12 protein-coding genes are annotated in these 15,041 nt (G+C 59.0%); 11 read left to right on the top strand and 1 reads right to left on the bottom strand.

Translation table 11 applies throughout. The features are described from left to right. The first annotated feature begins 424 nt into the window (after positions 1-424). The 6 genes from cspE (at position 425) to AC2CGQ_RS11110 (ending at position 4,693) form a co-directional block, all read left to right on the top strand. The gene (gene cspE, locus AC2CGQ_RS11135) at positions 425-634 is read left to right on the top strand and encodes a transcription antiterminator/RNA stability regulator CspE (RefSeq protein WP_004928244.1); all 210 of its coding nucleotides are present in this window, start codon (positions 425-427) and stop codon (positions 632-634) included. Between the two features lie 223 nt (positions 635-857). Continuing rightward, positions 858-1,079, top strand: a complete 222-nt coding sequence (locus tag AC2CGQ_RS11130) for a cold-shock protein (protein WP_004928241.1) — start codon at positions 858-860, stop codon at positions 1,077-1,079. 113 nt (positions 1,080-1,192) lie between these two features. Beyond that, the gene (locus AC2CGQ_RS11125) at positions 1,193-2,419 is read left to right on the top strand and encodes a winged helix-turn-helix domain-containing protein (RefSeq protein ID WP_049241142.1); all 1,227 of its coding nucleotides are present in this window, start codon (positions 1,193-1,195) and stop codon (positions 2,417-2,419) included. 298 nt (positions 2,420-2,717) lie between these two features. Further along, positions 2,718-2,900, top strand: coding sequence for a Trm112 family protein (locus tag AC2CGQ_RS11120; protein ID WP_004928237.1), 183 nt, complete (start codon positions 2,718-2,720; stop codon positions 2,898-2,900). Next, positions 2,897-3,646 (top strand): 3-deoxy-manno-octulosonate cytidylyltransferase, encoded by a 750-nt coding sequence (gene kdsB, locus AC2CGQ_RS11115; RefSeq protein WP_004928235.1) that lies wholly within the window; start codon positions 2,897-2,899, stop codon positions 3,644-3,646. Before AC2CGQ_RS11120 ends, kdsB begins: the two co-directional genes overlap by 4 nt. Before the next feature lie 150 nt (positions 3,647-3,796). Next, positions 3,797-4,693, top strand: a complete 897-nt coding sequence (locus AC2CGQ_RS11110) for a YcbJ family phosphotransferase (RefSeq protein ID WP_088381436.1) — start codon at positions 3,797-3,799, stop codon at positions 4,691-4,693. A 7-nt stretch (positions 4,694-4,700) separates the two neighbouring features. Here the strand turns inward: AC2CGQ_RS11110 and elyC are convergent, their stop codons facing one another. Continuing rightward, positions 4,701-5,474: an envelope biogenesis factor ElyC gene (gene elyC / locus AC2CGQ_RS11105; protein WP_484593667.1), complete on the bottom strand. Its 774-nt coding sequence runs from the start codon at positions 5,472-5,474 to the stop codon at positions 4,701-4,703. 152 nt (positions 5,475-5,626) lie between these two features. On the opposite strand from elyC, the gene cmoM reads away from it, so the two are divergent. The 5 genes from cmoM to ldtD all read left to right on the top strand — a co-directional run bounded on the left by cmoM (position 5,627) and on the right by ldtD (position 14,914). Continuing rightward, complete coding sequence (gene cmoM, locus AC2CGQ_RS11100) at positions 5,627-6,412, top strand: tRNA uridine 5-oxyacetic acid(34) methyltransferase CmoM (RefSeq protein ID WP_004928230.1); 786 nt, start codon at positions 5,627-5,629, stop codon at positions 6,410-6,412. Then, positions 6,409-7,731 (top strand): chromosome partition protein MukF, encoded by a 1,323-nt coding sequence (gene mukF, locus AC2CGQ_RS11095; protein ID WP_015377335.1) that lies wholly within the window; start codon positions 6,409-6,411, stop codon positions 7,729-7,731. The genes cmoM and mukF overlap by 4 nt, the downstream gene beginning before the upstream one ends. Beyond that, positions 7,712-8,440 (top strand): chromosome partition protein MukE, encoded by a 729-nt coding sequence (mukE, locus tag AC2CGQ_RS11090; RefSeq protein ID WP_004928226.1) that lies wholly within the window; start codon positions 7,712-7,714, stop codon positions 8,438-8,440. The genes mukF and mukE overlap by 20 nt, the downstream gene beginning before the upstream one ends. After that, positions 8,437-12,885, top strand: coding sequence for a chromosome partition protein MukB (mukB, locus tag AC2CGQ_RS11085; protein ID WP_004928222.1), 4,449 nt, complete (start codon positions 8,437-8,439; stop codon positions 12,883-12,885). The genes mukE and mukB overlap by 4 nt, the downstream gene beginning before the upstream one ends. A gap of 220 nt (positions 12,886-13,105) precedes the next feature. Beyond that, the gene (gene ldtD, locus AC2CGQ_RS11080; RefSeq protein WP_072062299.1) at positions 13,106-14,914 is read left to right on the top strand and encodes a L,D-transpeptidase; all 1,809 of its coding nucleotides are present in this window, start codon (positions 13,106-13,108) and stop codon (positions 14,912-14,914) included. The last annotated feature ends 127 nt before the right edge of the window (positions 14,915-15,041 follow it).

The following is a 15,041-nucleotide window of genomic DNA, read 5'->3' as shown; positions in this document are numbered from 1 at the left end:
CATCTGATTTGGGATTTGTTATAGCGGCGTCAAGCATATTAGAGTTTTATGCGTTAGCTCTCATTTGCAGCGCTCAGACGGGCAAATGATGCCCCGGTGAGGAGAGGAACGCGCTGGATCGGCTGCGGCGAGCGTTAAATTAAGTCATGTATATTCATGGGGATAAAAATAAATTCGGTGTAATGATGAATTTATTGCAATAAACCTCTTGTGCATTCACCATTTTTATGAGTAAATGCAAGTCGGCCTGTAATCCAGACCTATTTATGTTCGAGTTTAGAGTTAAGCAGTTCCTCCAAAAACGTTATCATCCGATTCCGCTTCAAAGACGAACCTTCTAAGTACCTCCCATAAGTAATGTTTCTGAAATGGCCGCAATTGCCTCTTATGGCAGGTTTTGTAAATATATTTAAAGGTAAAAGTAATGTCTAAGAAGACTGGTCAAGTTAAGTGGTTCAACGAAAGCAAAGGTTTTGGTTTCATTGAGCAGCACGACGGCGGCAAAGATGTATTCGTACACTTCTCCGCAATCATGACCGACGGTTTCAAGACCCTGGCTGAAGGCCAGCGCGTCGAGTACACCATCCAGGACAGCCCGCGCGGGCCGGCTGCCGCCAACGTAGTTGCTCTGTAAGAAGACAGGGAACGCGTATAAAGAGATCTTAATACAACCATGGTGACGCTTCAGCGCTGAGTCATGCGGAAGATATTAAGTTCAACAAGCCCGCCTTAGTGCGGGTTTTTTATTTTTTTGCTCACGAGAGGTTTGTTACGAAAAACTTTAGGATGGGCTGGTAGCGTCCAGACAATATAAAAAATGACGTTGTCAAGGATGCTCAAGTAAAAGGATATAAGTTATGTTTAAAAATACTGTGTTAAAAATGGGGCGTGTGAAATGGTTTAATCAGGCCGAAGGCTATGGTTTTATTTCACCGGTAGATGGCAGCGACGAAATCTATGTCAACCGCAACGCTATCGCCAACACCAAAAATAAGTCGTTGAACGAAGGTCAGAACGTTGAGTTCTCGATCTATCGCAGCTCGCATGGGCTGTCCGCGGCAGACGTTATCGCGTTCTGATCGCATCCTCCTTCCTCGCCAGTGCCGGTGTCGCCACCCGCAAGCACTGGCGAAGATAAATCCCGCGATATCCACTATTATCAGGCCATTGCCTACTCGCCACGGATATCAGGATGACCACCCCGACCATTTCCCTTACCGCCGCTCGCGCACTGCACCTTGCCGCCCAGGGGCTGCTTTCTCCGCTTAAACGCCAGGCTCGGCCCGATGATGTCGTGAGCGCGATCCAGCGCATGGGGCTGTTACAAATCGATACCATTAGCGTCGTCGCCCGCAGCCCGTATCTGGTGCTGTTCAGCCGTTTGGGGGCCTATCAGCCGGAGTGGCTGGAGCAGGCGCTCGCCGGCCGCAAGCTGTTCGAGTATTGGGCGCACGAGGCCTGTTTCCTGCCGATCGAGGATTTTGGTCTGTTGCGGCATCGCATGCTGGCGCCGCATGATATGGGCTGGAAATACTCGGCTGACTGGGTGCAGCAGCACCAGGCAGCGATGGACAACCTGCTGCGGCACATCGAACAACAGGGGCCGGTGCGTTCCGCCGATTTCAGCGCCGAGAAGAAAGGCAACAGCGGGTGGTGGGACTGGAAACCGGAGAAACGGCACCTGGAGATCCTGTTTACCGCCGGCAAGCTGATGGTGGCCGAGCGTCGCAACTTCCACCGGGTTTACGATCTGACCGAAAGGCTGCTGCCGGCCTGGGACGATGCGCGTCATGCGCTGCCTGCGGAGCGGGCGCGCCGGCAGATGTTGCATCGCACCTGCCGCTATCTGGGCATTTTCCGCGCCGAGTGGTTGGCGGATTATTATCGGCTGAAACGCGTGGCGCCAAAAGCCTTGCTGGCAGAGCTGCAGGCGCAGGGGGAAATTTCGCCGGTGCAGGTAGAGGGGCTGGAAGGGCAGTTCTATGTGCATGAATCACTGGCGGAACTGCTGCCGCTGGCGGAGCAGGGCAAACTGAAATCGACGGTCACCAGCCTGCTGTCGCCTTTTGATCCGGTGGTGTGGGATCGCCGCCGGGCGCTCGAACTGTTCAACTTTGACTATCGGCTGGAGTGTTACACGCCGAAAGAAAAACGTCGCTATGGTTACTTCACGTTGCCGGTGCTGCATCGGGGCGAGCTGGTGGGGCGGATTGACGCCAAGGCGCACCGTCGCCAGGGCATCTTCGAGATCATCAGTTTCCATGCGGAGCCGCAGGTGCGCTTCGGTAAACAGCGAACGCAGGACATCCGACAGGCCATCGCGCGCACGGCCAAATGGCACGGTGCGCAACGCGTCGCGCTGGGCGACATTCCGGCCGCGTTGGCCGCGGAATGGGGTGCCGGCTGGGAAGTGGGATAACGAGCGACGCCGTCGGTGGGGTAAAACGAAGTGAAGCGTCGCTCGTTACAAAGGGTCTCAGTGGCTGAAGTTAGCGAACAGAGCGATGATTTTATGCAGACGTTTGATCATGTATCACGGCTTTCTTTTGTGATTTGTGTCACAAAATTCTACGCCGGGATGCGCCGCAGTTCAAGCTGTCGCGCTGACGCAGTGAGGAAATATCGGCACCTTGGCGCCGCCGATGATTAACCTGAGGCCGGGCGTTATGCTATCCTCACTGCCTTTCCCAGATGACCTATCCCCTAGCGGAGGATGCATGGACCACCGTTTACTCGAAATCGTTGCCTGCCCGGTATGCAACGGCAAACTCTATTTCAATAAAGAAAACCAGGAACTGGTGTGCAAAGCGGACGGGTTGGCTTACCCGCTGCGTGACGGCATTCCGGTGCTGTTGGAAAATGAAGCGCGTGCGCTGTCGCTGGATGAGAAGCACGCATGAGTTTTATCGCTATTATTCCCGCCCGCTATGCCTCAACCCGTTTGCCGGGCAAACCGCTGGCCGATATTCACGGCAAGCCGATGGTGGTGCATGTGATGGAGCGCGCCCGTGAGTCCGGCGCCAGCCGCGTCATCGTGGCGACCGATCATCCTGAAGTCGCCAAAGCGGTGGAAGCCGCCGGCGGCGAAGTGTGCATGACCAGCCCGGATCACCATTCCGGCACCGAGCGTCTGGCGGAAGTGATCGCGCACTACGGCTTTGCCGACGACCAGATCATCGTTAACGTGCAGGGCGATGAGCCGCTGATCCCACCCGTTATCGTGCGGCAGGTGGCGGAAAACCTGGCGGGCAGCCAGGCCGGCATGGCGACGTTGGCGGTGCCGATCGAGAGCGCCGAAGAGGCTTTCAATCCCAATGCGGTGAAGGTGGTGATGGACGCGCAGGGCTACGCGCTCTATTTCTCACGCGCCACCATTCCGTGGGATCGCGAGCGTTTCGCCGCGTCGAAAGAGAGCATCGGCGACAGCCTGCTGCGTCATATCGGCATCTACGCATACCGCGCGGGCTTCGTGCGCCGCTACGTCAGCTGGGCGCCGAGCCAACTGGAGCAGATCGAGCTGTTGGAACAGCTGCGCGTGCTGTGGTACGGTGAAAAGATCCACGTGGCGGTCGCGAAAGCGATCCCGAGCGTGGGGGTCGATACGCCGGAAGACCTCCAGCGCGTGCGCGACAGCATTCAACCCTGAGCCTGATTTCGTCGGCGCGCCGCGCAACGCGCCGACGATGCAATACCCCCATTATTGATCCCCGTTTTGTTGATCTGCGTTGAAGAATTTTTCCGCTCGCCGTTCGATGATGTTACGCATCCCCCCTAATTAGCCTGAGGTGAATGCCTTATGGAGCAGTTACGCGCCGAACTGAGCATTGTGCTGGGTGAGTCCATCAGCCGGCTGGAGCGGGTGAGCGAACAGCCTTATGCGCATATGTATTCGCTGTACGATCGGCAGGGCAACGCGATCCCGCTGATGGCGAAAAGCTTTATCTGTCGGGGCATCGCCCAGCAGGAGGCGTACAAGCTGTCGATGCTGGCGCGCGACGGGGATATTCGCCTGCCTACGGTGTATGGCGTGGTGTGTACCCAGCAGGCGCCGTATACGGAAATCCTGCTGATCGAGCGCCTGCGCGGCGTGTCGGCTGAGGCGCCGACGCGCTCGCCGGATCGCTGGAATATGTTGATGGAGCAGATCGTTGACGGGATATTGGCCTGGCACCGCATCGACAGCCACGGCAGCGTCGGCAGCGTTGACAGCACGCAGGAGAATGACTGGTTTTGCTGGTATCAACAGCGGGTCGAAGTGCTGTGGGCGACGGTGGTCAATCTCACCACCCCGCAGTTGACCATGGCGGATCGGCGTTTGCTGTACCGCACGCGCGAAGCGCTGACCCATTTCTTCGTCGGCTTCGATGATCCCTGTGTTCTGGTGCACGGTAACTTATCGCTGCGCAGCATGCTGAAAGATCCCAAAAGCGATCAACTGCTGGCGATGCTCAATCCCGGCGTAGTGCTGTGGGCGCCGCGCGAATACGATCTTTTCCGCCTCTGCGAGGCGGGCATGCCCAGCCAGCTGCTGTTCAGCTATCTGCAGCGGGCGCCGGTCGCCGACGCTTTCCTGGCGCGGCGCTGGCTATATGTGGTGTGGGAAGCGGTAGGGCGTTTGATCCATACCGGCAAGCTGGAGCGGCGGCCGTTCGACTATGCGTCGCAACAGCTGCTGCCCTGGCTGGCCGGTTGAACGAGCTTTACTCTGCGCCGGCGCTATCTGCGCCCTTCAGCCATTGCCACAGACTACCCAGCGTTTCATACCACGCGCGCTCGGTATGGCCGAGGAACATTGACGACGGTGTGGCGCGATCCCAGATATTCAGCGGCGAGTCGATCGCTAACTGGTTGGCCGGCGCCGGGATCGGGTGCAGCCCCTTAGCCTTGAAGAAACGCATGGCGCGCGGCAGATGGTTGGCGGAGGTCACCAGAATGAACGGTTGCTCGCCGACCAATTTGGCGACCTGAGTGGCCTCTTGCTCGGTATCGCGCGGTTCCCCCAAGATCACCATATCACTGCGCGGCACGCCCAGGCTTTCGGCCACCAGCGCCGCAGTGGCGGCGTTGCTTTGCATGGGGCCGGCGGACGCGCCGGTGAACACCATCCTGGCGCCGGGATGTGCAAGGTAGAGCCGCACGCCTTCCGTCACGCGCGGCAGACTGTTGCCGAGCAGGTTTGAACTGGGCGCCCAATCGGGATTGTAGGTATAACCCCCGCCCAACACGACGATGTAGCTGACCGGATCGTTACCGCGATAAGTCTGGTATTCGGCCTCGATCGGCCGCAGCAGCCGGTCGGCCACCGGTTGCAGGCTGAAAAGCAGTAAAAACAGCCAGCTCAGCGTGAAAATCGTCTTACCGCTTTTTTGCCAGCGGGTGAACCACAGCAGCAGCAGCGCCAGCCCCATCAGCAGCATCAACAGCGGCAGTGGCATCAGCAGGGCGCCAAAGAACTTTTTCAGGTTGAACAGCATCGAAAATCAGATCCTTTTGGGTGAAAAAGCGGCATCCAGGTATAAACAGGCCGCAAGAAGATACATTCTAAGTCAGTCTGTGCCAAAATAGCAGGTTTGAATGGGCGTGCGCTTTGCCGCCGACAAGAATGAGATCAGCGGAGCCGTTGTCCATGCAGGATCGCAATTTTGACGATATTGCTGAAAAATTTGCGCGTAATATTTACGGCACCACGAAAGGAAAAATCCGCCAGGCGGTGGTTTGGCAGGATCTGACCGGGCTGCTGGCGCAGTTGCCGCAGCGGCCGCTGCGCATTCTCGACGCCGGGGGCGGTGAAGGCCATATGGCCTGCCAACTGGCAGAATTAGGACATCAGGTGTTGTTGTGCGATCTTTCTGGTGAGATGATCCAGCGCGCCGCGCTGCTGGCGGAGCAGAAAGGTGTGAGCCAGAACATGCAATTCGTACAAAGTTCTGCGCAGGATATCGCTCAACATTTGGAACAGCCGGTTGATCTGATATTGTTTCATGCAGTGCTTGAATGGATCGCCGAGCCCGAAGCGGCGCTGCAGGCGTTGTATGACTGCCTGACGCCGGGCGGCGCACTGTCGCTGATGTTCTTCAACGCCAACGGCCTCTTGATGCGCAACGTGGTGTTGGGTAATTTCCAACTGGTGGATCCCGAGGTCAGACGGCGCCGCAAGCGTTCGCTGTCGCCGCAATATCCGCACGATCCGCTATTGGTCTACGGTTGGTTGGAACAGCTGGGCATGCGCATCGGCGGCAAAACCGGCGTGCGGGTGTTCCACGACTATCTGCAGAGCAGACAGCTGCAAACACAAAAATTTGAAGAGTTACTGGCGCTTGAACAGCACTATTGCCGGCAGGAGCCGTACGTGAGTTTGGGGCGCTATATTCACGTCATGGCGCATAAACCAAACCTGAAGGACGAACTATGAGTGAATTTTCCCAGACAGTACCCGAACTGGTCGCCTGGGCACGGAAAAATGATTTCTCTATTTCGCTCCCTACGGAGCGTCTCGCATTTCTGCTCGCCATCGCCACCCTGAACGGCGAACGACTGGACGGCGAGATGAGCGAAGGTGAGCTGGTTGATGCATTTCGCCATGTCAGCAAGGGTTTTGAACAGACGCATGAAACGGTGGCGATGCGCGCCAACAATGCGATCAACGACATGGTGCGCCAGCGCCTGTTGAACCGCTTTACCAGCGAACTGGCGGACGGCAACGCGATTTACCGCCTGACGCCGCTGGGTATCGGCATTACCGATTACTATATTCGCCAACGCGAATTCTCCACGCTGCGTCTGTCGATGCAGCTGTCGATCGTGGCGCAGGAACTCAAACGCGCCGCCGATGCCGCCGACGAGGGCGGCGACGATTTCCATTGGCACCGCAACGTGTTCGCGCCGTTGAAATATTCGGTGGCGGAAATCTTCGACAGCATCGACATGACCCAACGCGTGATGGACGAGCAGCAGCAGAGCGTGAAGAACGACATCGCGGCGCTGCTGAGCAAAGACTGGCGGGCGGCGATCTCCAGCTGCGAGATGCTGCTGTCGGAAACCTCGGGCACCCTGCGCGAGCTGCAGGATACGCTGGATGCGGCGGGCGATAAGCTGCAGGCCAACTTGCTGCGTATCCAGGACGCAACCCTCGGCAACGTGGAGCTGGGTTTCGTTGACAAGCTGGTGTTCGATCTGCAAAGCAAGCTGGATCGCATTATCAGCTGGGGTCAGCAGGCGATCGACCTGTGGATCGGCTACGATCGCCACGTGCATAAATTTATCCGTACCGCTATCGATATGGACAAAAACCGCGTGTTCGCCCAGCGCCTGCGCCAGTCGGTGCAAACCTATTTCGACCACCCGTGGGCGCTGACCCATGCCAATGCCGATCGTCTGCTGGACATGCGCGACGAAGAACTGGCGCTGCGCAGCGATGAAGTGACCGGGGAACTGCCGCCGGATCTGGAGTTCGAAGAGTTCAGCGAGATTCGCGAACAGCTGGCGGCGATGATCGAAGAGGCGCTGAAGGTGTACCAGGAACAGCAGATGCCGCTCAACCTTGCAGCGGTGATGCGCGATTATCTGGCGCAATATCCGCGTGCGCGTCATTTCGACGTGGCACGTTTAGTGGTCGACCAGGCTGTGCGCCTCGGTGTGGCTGAAGCAGATTTCTCAGGGTTGCCGGCGGAATGGCAGGCAATCAATGATTACGGAGCCAAGGTCCAGGCCCATGTCATCGACAAATATTGAACAAGTAATGCCAGTCAAGCTGGCCAAGGCGCTGTCCAACTCGCTGTTTCCGGCATTGGATAGCCAACTGCGCGCGGGTCGTCACATCGGTATCGATGAGCTGGACAACCACGCCTTTTTAATGGATTTCCAGGATGAGCTGGAAGAGTTTTACAACCGTTACAGCGTCGAGCTGATTCGGGCGCCGGAAGGTTTCTTCTATTTGCGCCCGCGCTCCACCACGCTGATCCCGCGTTCGGTGCTGTCCGAGCTGGATATGATGGTGGGTAAGATCTTGTGCTACCTGTATCTCAGCCCCGAGCGCCTGGCGCACGAGGGCATTTTCAGCCATCAGGAGCTGTACGACGAGCTGCTGAGCCTGGCCGATGAGAACAAGCTGCTGAAGTTCGTCAACCAGCGCTCTACCGGTTCGGATCTCGATCGGCAGAAGCTGCACGAAAAGGTGCGCACCTCGCTGAACCGTCTGCGCCGCCTCGGCATGGTCTATTTCATGGGCAATGACAGCAGCAAGTTCCGCATTACCGAGGCGGTGTTCCGCTTCGGCGCCGACGTGCGCAGCGGCGACGATCCGCGTGAAGCGCAGCTGCGCATGATTCGCGACGGCGAGGCGATGCCGGTTGAAACCAGCCTGTCGCTGAACGATGAGAATGACGCTGAGGATCAGCAGGTTGATAACGCTCCTGACGGTGCAGAGGATGAACAGGAATGATTGAACGCGGTAAATTTCGCTCGTTGACGCTGGTTAACTGGAACGGCTTCTTCGCCCGCACCTTTGATCTGGATGAGCTGGTGACCACGCTGTCCGGCGGTAACGGGGCGGGGAAATCCACCACCATGGCGGCCTTCGTCACCGCACTGATCCCCGACCTGACGCTGCTGCACTTCCGTAACACCACCGAAGCGGGCGCCACCAGCGGCTCGCGCGACAAGGGCCTGCACGGCAAGCTGCGCGCCGGCGTGTGTTACTCAACTCTTGACGTCGTCAATTCACGCCACCAGCGCGTGGTGGTTGGCGTGCGTCTGCAGCAGGTGGCAGGGCGCGACCGCAAGGTCGATATCAAACCGTTCACCATTCAGGGGCTGCCGACCGCGGTACAGCCGACTGAATTGCTGACCCAGACCGTGGGTGAGCGCCAGGCGCGTGTGCTGTCGCTGCAAGAGTTGAAAGAGCGCGTGGAAGAGATGGAGGGCGTGCAGTTCAAGCAGTTCAACTCCATCACCGATTACCACTCGCTGATGTTCGATCTGGGCGTGATCCCGAAACGTCTGCGTTCGTCCGCCGATCGCAGCAAGTTCTACCGTCTGATCGAAGCGTCGCTGTACGGCGGTATCTCCAGCGCCATCACCCGCTCGCTGCGTGATTACCTGCTGCCGGAAAACAGCGGCGTACGCAAGGCGTTCCAGGACATGGAAGCGGCGCTGCGCGAAAACCGCATGACGCTGGAAGCGATCCGCGTCACCCAGTCGGATCGCGACCTGTTCAAGCATCTGATCTCCGAGGCCACTTCCTATGTGGCGGCGGACTATATGCGTCATGCCAATGAACGCCGCATCCATCTGGACGGTGCGCTGGCGCTGCGCAGCGATCTGTTGGGCAGCCGCAAGCAGCTGGCCGCCGAACAGTATCGCCATGTGGAAATGGCACGCGAGCTGAGCGAACAGAGCGGTGCCGAATCCGATCTGGAAACCGATTACCAGGCCGCCAGCGACCACCTGAATCTGGTGCAGACGGCGATGCGTCAGCAGGAGAAGATCGAACGCTATGAAGCCGATCTGGAAGAGCTGACCTACCGTCTGGAAGAGCAGAACGAAGTGGTGGCCGAGGCGAGCGAGCAGCAGGCCGAAAACGAAGCGCGCGCCGAAGCGGCCGAGCTGGAAGTGGATGAGCTGAAGAGCCAGCTGGCCGACTACCAGCAGGCGCTCGACGTGCAGCAGACCCGCGCCATTCAGTATCAGCAGGCGCTGCAAGCGTTGGAGCGCGCGCGCGCGCTGTGCCAACTGCCGGATCTGACCGCCGACAACGCCGAGCAGTGGCTGGACACCTTCCAGGCTCGCGAGCAGGAAGCGACCGAAGCGCTGCTGATGCTGGAACAGAAGCTGAGCGTGGCCGACGCCGCGCACGGCCAGTTCGAGCAGGCCTATCAGCTGGTGGGTAAAATCGCCGGCCAGGTCAGCCGCAGCGAAGCCTGGCAGTGCGCGCGCGAATTGCTGCGCGACTGGCCTTCGCAGCAACACCTCGCCGAGCGCGTTCAGCCGCTGCGCCTGCGCCTGAGCGAACTGGAACAGCGCCTGCGCTCGCAGCAGGACGCCGAGCGCCTGCTGCAAGAATTTTGCAAACGCCATGGTCAGGAGTACCAGCCGGACGATCTCGACATGCTGCAGCAGGAGCTGGAAGAGCGCCTGGAAGCGCTGTCGCAGAACGTCAGCGAAGCCGGCGAACGCCGCATGGAGATGCGCCAGGAGCTGGAGCAGATCCAGCAGCGCATCCGTGAGCTGACGGCGCGTGCGCCGGTTTGGCTGGCGGCGCAGGACGCCCTGAGCCAGCTCAGCGATCAGAGCGGAGAGCCGCTGGAAAACAGCCAGCAGGTGACTGAATACATGCAGCAGCTGCTGGAGCGTGAGCGCGAAACCACCGTCGAGCGCGACGAAGTGGCGGCGCGCAAGCGCGAAGTGGAAGCGCAGATCGAACGTCTCAGCCAGCCGGGCGGCGCGGAAGATCAACGCCTGGTCACCTTGGCCGAACGTTTCGGCGGCGTACTGCTGTCGGAAATTTACGATGACGTCACCATCGACGACGCGCCTTACTTCTCGGCGCTGTACGGCCCTTCGCGCCACGCCATCGTGGTGCCGGATCTGTCGCTGGTGCGCGAGATGCTGGAAGGGCTGGAAGATTGCCCGGAAGATCTCTACCTGATCGAAGGGGATCCGCAGTCGTTCGATGACAGCGTATTTGCCGTCGAAGAACAGGACAAAGCGGTGGTGGTGAAGATCGCCGATCGCCAGTGGCGTTATTCCCGCTACCCGGAAGTGCCGCTGTTCGGCCGCGCGGCGCGCGAAAACCGCCTGGAAGTGCTGCATGCCGAGCGTGAAACGCTGGCGGAGCGCTATGCCACGCTGTCGTTCGACGTGCAGAAAACCCAGCGTTCGCATCAGGCCTTCAGCCGCTTTATCGGCACCCATCTGGCGGTGGCGTTCGACGCCGATCCGGAAGCGGAGATCCGCGGCCTGAACGCCCGTCGCGGCGAGATCGAGCGTGCGCTGAACAATCACGAAGCGCAGAATCAGCAGCAGCGTCAGCAGTACGACCAGGCCAAAGAGGGCATTTCCGCGCTCAACCGCCTGATGCCGCTGGTGTCGTTGCTGAACGATGAAACGCTGCAGGATCGCGTCGACGAGATCCGTGAAGAGCTGGAAGAAGCGCAGGACGCCGCGCGCCACATTCAACAGCACGGGGTGTCGCTGACCAAACTGGAGCCGCTGCTGTCGGTGCTGCAGAGCGATCCGCAGCAGCATGAACAGCTGCAGCAGGACTACGCGCAGGCGCAAAGCGTGCAGCGTCAGGCCAAACAGCAGGCGTTCGCGTTGACAGAAGTGGTGCAGCGTCGCGCGCACTTCAGCTATACCGACTCCGCCGGCATGCAGAATGCCAACAACGATCTCAACGACAAGCTGCGCCAGCGTCTGGAACAGGCGGAAGCCGAACGCGCCCGCGCCCGTGAGCAGCTGCGTCAATATCAAACCCAGTTCACCCAATACAGCCAGGTGCTGGCCTCGCTGAAAAGCTCGTATGATGCCAAGCGCGACATGCTGAAAGAGCTGAGCCAGGAGCTGGTGGATATCGGCGTGCAGGCCGACGCCAACGCCGAAGCGCGCGCGCGTCAGCGCCGCGACGAGCTGCATGCGGCGCTGAGCAACAACCGAGCTCGCCGCAATCAGCTGGAGAAACAGCTGACCTTTTGCGAAGCCGAAATGGATGGCCTGCAGAAGAAACTGCGCAAGCTGGAACGCGACTATCATCAGTTGCGCGAGCAGGTGGTGACCGCCAAGGCGGGATGGTGCGCGGTGATGCGCCTGGTGAAAGACAACGGCGTGGAACGCCGCCTGCATCGCCGCGAGCTGGCGTATATGGATGGCGACGAGCTGCGCTCGATGTCGGATAAGGCGCTCGGCGCGCTGCGTCTGGCGGTGGCGGACAACGAACACCTGCGCGACGTGCTGCGTCTGTCGGAAGATCCGAAGCGGCCGGAGCGTAAGATTCAGTTCTATATCGCGGTGTACCAACACCTGCGCGAGCGTATCCGCCAGGACATCATCCGTACCGACGATCCGGTCGAGGCCATCGAGCAGATGGAGATTGAGCTGGGCCGTCTGACCGAAGAACTGACCGCGCGCGAGCAGAAATTGGCAATCAGTTCGAAAAGCGTGGCCAACATCATTCGCAAAACCATTCAGCGCGAGCAGAACCGCATTCGCATGCTGAACCAGGGGTTGCAGGCCGTGGCTTTCGGCCAGGTGAAGAGCGTCCGTCTGAACGTCAATGTGCGCGAAGCGCACGCCACTCTGCTGGACGTGCTCTCCGAGCAGCAGGAACAGCATCAGGATCTGTTCAACAGCAACCGCCTGACCTTCTCCGAAGCGTTGGCCAAGCTGTATCAGCGCCTGAATCCGCAGATCGACATGGGGCAGCGTACGCCACAGACCATTGGCGAGGAGTTGCTGGACTACCGCAACTACCTGGAAATGGAAGTTGAGGTGTACCGTGGTTCCGACGGCTGGCTGCGTGCGGAAAGCGGCGCGTTGTCTACCGGTGAAGCCATCGGTACCGGGATGTCAATCCTGGTGATGGTGGTGCAGAGCTGGGAAGAAGAGTCCCGCCGCCTGCGCGGTAAAGATATCTCGCCGTGTCGCCTGCTGTTCCTCGATGAAGCGGCGCGCCTGGATGCCAAGTCGATCGCCACGCTGTTCGAACTGTGCGATCGTCTGGAGATGCAGCTGATCATCGCGGCGCCGGAAAACATCAGTCCGGAGAAGGGCACCACCTATAAACTGGTGCGTAAAGTGTTCCAGAACCACGAGCATGTGCACGTGGTGGGGCTGCGCGGTTTCGCTGGCGAGCCGCCGGCGCTGGGCACTGCGCCGGTTGAGACGCCGTAACGCAGAAAAACGCCCTAAAAATCCGAAAATAGCCGCCGCAGGGTGGCTATTTTTTTGTGCGCGTGGATGATAGTCCTGCTTTTTTATCCGTTGAAAAGCGGTTAGTTTAATCAGATAAACAGTAATTCGACGTCCTCAGGGCGAAACGGCCTTTCTGTTTGTATACTGAAACTATATGCAATTTTTGACGTTTTTTTTGTGAGCATACAGGGGGCAAGGGATGTTGCTTAAAAAGGGAAACTCTCTACGACGTTTGGCGCTGAGTGGCGCTATCGCCTGTAGTCTTGTGTCGTCGTTTTCCGCCTTGGCCACCGTAACGGCGTTACCGGTGGCATCAGCAGGCATGTCCGTTGCGCAGAGTCGTTCTGAACTGCTGGCCGCGTTGCCGCGCGGTATGGATCTGCACTACCTTTCCACGCTGGCGCCGCTGTATGCGGCGAATCATATGCAGCCGATGTGGCAGGATCGCGAGGCCGTTCAGCAATTTCAACAGCAGCTGGCCGAACTGGCGATGTCCGGCGTACAGCCGCAGTTCACCCAGTGGGTGAAGATGTTGACCGATCCGGCGCTCAGTGAAGCGGGCCGCGATGCGGTGTTGTCCGATGCGATGCTGGGCTATTTGCAGTTTGTATCCGCCATCGGCGCCAACGGCAACAACTGGCTGTACAGCAATATTCCTTACAAGCTTGGTTTGCCACCCACGGCGGTGATCAATCAATGGCAGCTGGCGGTGCGCCAGGCGCGAACCCTGAGCTACGTGAATTCGCTTGCGCCGCAGCATCCGCAATACGCCAAGATGCATCAGGCGCTGCGTGACATGCTGGCGGACAACCGCCCCTGGCCGCAGGTGGGCAGTGGCCCGAGCCTGCGCCCAGGCCAAATGAGCAACGATATCCCGGCGCTGCGTGAGATCCTGACGCGCACCGGCATGCTGGCCGCCTCGGCGCCGGAAGCGGAGCCGGAACCGGCGGTGGTTTCGGCGAAGAGCAATGAACCCGACGACGGCGGGCTGACGGTAGACGAAGAGAAAAGCCGCGTGACGGTCAGCCCATCGGCGGCGCCGGTGACGGAGTTGACCGCGGAACAGACGCCGCCGCAGATCGGCAGCGTGGTGAGCGACAACCTCTATACCAACGAGCTGGTGGAGGGCGTCAAGCGTTTCCAGAAATGGCAGGGGTTGACGGCGGACGGCGTGATCGGCGTGCGCACCCGCGAGTGGCTCAACGTGTCACCGAAAACCCGCGCCGCGCTGTTGGCGCTGAATATCCAGCGCTTGCGCATCTTGCCGGGGCATGTCGGCACCGGCATTATGGTAAACATTCCCAACTACTCGCTGACCTACTATCAGAACGGCAACGAAGTGTTGTCCTCCCGCGTTATCGTCGGGCGGCCGAGCCGCAAGACGCCGTTGATGAGCAGCGCGTTAAACAACGTGGTGGTCAACCCGCCTTGGAACGTGCCGACTACGCTGGTGCGTGAGGATATCGTGCCGAAGGCGATGCGCGACGGTAACTATTTCCAGAAACACGGCTATACCGTGCTGTCAGGCTGGAGCAACGATGCGGAAGTGATCAACCCGGCGATGATCGACTGGAGCATGGTTTCTGCGCGCAACTTCCCGTATCGCGTCCGTCAGGCGCCGGGGGCCACCAACTCGCTGGGGCGTTTCAAGTTCAATATGCCGAGCTCGGATGCCATCTACCTGCACGATACCCCGAACCACAGCCTGTTCCAGAAAGACATCCGCGCGCTCAGCTCCGGCTGCGTGCGGGTGAACAAGGCTTCCGATTTGGCGAATATGCTGCTGCAGGATGCCGGCTGGAACAATAGCCGCGTTTCCTCCACGCTGAAAGAAGGCAATACCACTTATGTGAATATTCGCCAGCGTATTCCCGTAAAACTGTATTATCTAACCGCCTGGGTTTCGGATGATGGCCAACCGCAATTCCGTACAGATATTTACAATTATGATAATACGGTGAGATCGGGCGCACAAATTTTGGCTCAGGCCAAAAAATTAATGCAGTAAATGCAGTAATTATAAATAAATAACGGTCAGAATGTTTGGCTATACCGCAGGCCCTCGTAGGCGGGGGCCTGTAAACCTAGGCGTATCGCGGGTTGACTCAGCATACGCAGGCGGTTATGGTTCGGAC

The organism is Serratia sp. DFXYC6, assembly GCF_057196085.1.
This window is presented reverse-complemented; position numbering and strand designations above follow the sequence as displayed.